Origin of the sequence: Microcoleus sp. Pol12B5 (genome assembly GCF_036701335.1) — a bacterium.
Lineage (GTDB): Bacteria > Cyanobacteriota > Cyanobacteriia > Cyanobacteriales > Microcoleaceae > Microcoleus.
In genome coordinates this window covers 1-2,300 of record NZ_JAUBQQ010000149.1, presented here as the reverse complement: position 1 = coordinate 2,300, position 2,300 = coordinate 1, and the positions used below count along the sequence as shown (strand labels likewise).

Below are 2,300 nucleotides of genomic sequence, written 5' to 3'. Positions count from 1 at the left end.
AACGGATTAAATTTAGCTCCGAGCTGGTTACTTAATCTTTTGTTACATAGTTATAAACTTTCCCGCCGACTTACTTACTGCGCTCAATAGTGTCTCTTTTTTATTTGAAATGACTATAATTAATGCCCCTAATGCCATCCGAAATGATGTAGCCGGCGCTCCCATAGATCCGGCAAAATTTTGAGCGTATTCTGCTTCAAACTCCGACCACGGTATTAGTTGAGCCATCATCACCCAACGGTTGTCTGAAGCTAATTTTCCCCCGTGAGGGAATTCAAAACTTTCTGGTGCGGTGCCCCTGGGGTCAACTTTTTGATACACGAGAGTCAACGGTTGTGCAAGGGTTCTGTACTATTTTACCTGTATTTGTTGGACGATCTGTTCGATTGCCCTATCCCCTAAGCCTTGCTGTATAAACCTTTTAGCTTATTATTCAGCAAGCCCTAACTACCAAAAATTCGATTAATCATTTGATTGGTCTGGGACTCGTAACTCCCACCAAACAAATTAAAATGATTTAAAATGTGATACAGATTATAAAGAGTTTTGCGTTCTTCATACCCTGAATCCAAAGGCCAAACCTGATTGTATCCCCGGTAAAACTGCGCCGGAAATCCACCAAATAGCTCAGTCATCGCAAGATCAACTTCTCTATCTCCAAAATATGCCGCCGGGTCAAAAATCACTGGTTCCCCCGCAGATGTCACCCCCGCATTTCCCCCCCACAAATCCCCATGAACTAGGGAAGGTTGAGGTTCGTAAGTAGTCAAACAAATTTAATTACACAAAGAATTAATATGATATAATAAAAAATATTAAGTTGTGTTCAAAGAGGTTTTATATGTTTTTACTTCGAGATATCAATCCACTTTCGTTGAAATTGCTAAACCGAATTTATCGCGAAAGCAGACATCATCAAGTGCGGCAAAGAGCACATTTCCTGATTTTAGATTCACAAAATATCACAAATAAAAACTTAATGAAAATCTTTAAAGTTAGTTATAAGACCATGTATAACTGGTTGAATCGATGGGAAGATGAGGGAATGCTCGGATTATATAATAAACCAGGTAGAGGCAGAAAAGAAACATTTAATGCCGCACAATCAGAGCAAATTAGAGACTGGGTAAAATTGCAACCAAAACAATTAAAGCAAGTAGTACAAAAAATCAAAAAAGAATGGTCTGTTAATATAAGTACAGAAACAATTAAGAGAATAATTAAAAAAAAGGATGAGTTGGCATAGGATGCGTCGAGGTGTTGGTGGGAAGCCAGACCCCATAGAATACAAGGAAAAAAAAGAAAAGTTGTCAGAATTAAAACAATTAGAAGATGAGGGAAAAATTGATTTATACTATTTGGATGAGTCCGGATTTTGTGGCATCCCTTGTGTCCCTTATGGATGGCAAGATATTGGTGAATATTTGTCAATTGATAGTCGTAGAACAAAGCGTTTAAATGTCTTGGGAATCATGAATCGGCAAAACACTCGACCTGCTTATGTTTCAGAGCAGACTATTAATTCTGATGTAATCATAGCCTGCATAGATACTTTCTTTGCTGTGGTGGAGCGGCCAACAGTTATTGTAGTAGATCAAGCTTCTATCCATACTAGCAATGCCATTTTCGAGAAAATTGAAGAATGGAAATAACGCGGTTTAACTATATTTGAATTGCCTACTTATTCACCTGAATTGAATTTAATAGAGACTTTGTGGCGGTTTATCAAATATCAATGGCTCGAAATAGATGCCTACTCTAGCTGGCAATCTCTTGTTTCATCTGTCGAAAGAATTCTTAAAGAATTTGGAGATCATTATGTAATTAATTTTGCTTAACTACTTAACCTGCTAACAACTCAGGAATTACCTTTAAGAAACGTTCCCCTTGGGGAAAATGACCACCCCGGCGCCTAGCCAATTTAAACTGATAACCAATCCGCTGTTCTGCCCAAAATTCTGCCCAATTGGCAGTCCAATTATTAATTTGTATAGTTGAGCCGATCGTATTATTAATATCCCACCCAAAACCACCCCTGAACAAGCCCGAATTAGGCTTTTCTCCCCCCCTTAGCAAGGGGGAGTTGGGGGATGTGTATTTGTGCATTTCCGCGAGTTTTCGCCCCATTTCTTCCCAACTTTGATCGCCCCCGCGACTTACCAAATCCAGCCATTCCACCACAATATAAGCTGAATTCCCCTCAGTTCCCCAGCAAATCGGCTCAGGTAAGTAGTTAGACAGAATTAATTACACAAATACATAGTAGAATGATATTCCAGGCAAAATTATGAGTTAATTAG

General features: G+C 38.9%; 4 pseudogenes. 1 reads left to right on the top strand and 3 read right to left on the bottom strand.

The features are described 5' to 3' along the window. Positions 1-114 precede the first annotated feature (114 nt). Positions 115-321: pseudogene (locus tag QUA24_RS27065) on the bottom strand (IS5/IS1182 family transposase); the annotation flags it as partial. 122 nt (positions 322-443) lie between these two features. Continuing rightward, positions 444-770, bottom strand: a pseudogene (locus QUA24_RS27060) (fructosamine kinase family protein); the annotation flags it as partial. 71 nt (positions 771-841) lie between these two features. Here QUA24_RS27060 and QUA24_RS27055 point away from each other — a divergent pair. Next, a pseudogene (locus tag QUA24_RS27055) lies at positions 842-1,838 on the top strand (IS630 family transposase). 7 nt (positions 1,839-1,845) lie between these two features. Here QUA24_RS27055 and QUA24_RS27050 read toward each other — a convergent pair. Next, positions 1,846-2,229, bottom strand: a pseudogene (locus QUA24_RS27050) (fructosamine kinase family protein); the annotation flags it as partial. Positions 2,230-2,300: the final 71 nt, after the last annotated feature.